We start from the raw sequence: 275 nt of genomic DNA, 5'->3' as shown, positions 1-275 counted from the left end.
CTGTTCCCATGCCGAACACAGAAGTTAAGCTCCTTAGCGCCGATGGTAGTCGGACTTACGTTCCGCAAGAGTAGGACGTTGCCAGGCAATTCCATTTGACCTTTGGGTCGTTTTTTTATGGAAGTTTTAAGAAAAAATTAAAAAAGTCTTGACTTTGATAGTCAAAACGAGTAAAATTAATTCTTTTGATTGAAGAAATGAACATTGAAAACTGAATTGCAATATGTCAACGTTAATTCCGAACGCAACATTAAATTGTTGGTTCAAAACAAGTG

The 275-nt window shown here is 36.7% G+C and carries 1 rRNA gene; it reads left to right on the top strand.

Features of this window, described 5'->3' with window-relative positions:
• Nucleotides 1–87 (top strand): 5S ribosomal RNA (gene rrf, locus ACSULM_RS12525); the annotation flags it as partial.
• Between the last annotated feature and the right edge of the window lie 188 nt (nt 88–275).

The sequence above is a fragment of the Staphylococcus caeli genome, from assembly GCF_051413795.1.
GTDB lineage: Bacteria > Bacillota > Bacilli > Staphylococcales > Staphylococcaceae > Staphylococcus > Staphylococcus caeli_A.
This window is presented reverse-complemented; position numbering and strand designations above follow the sequence as displayed.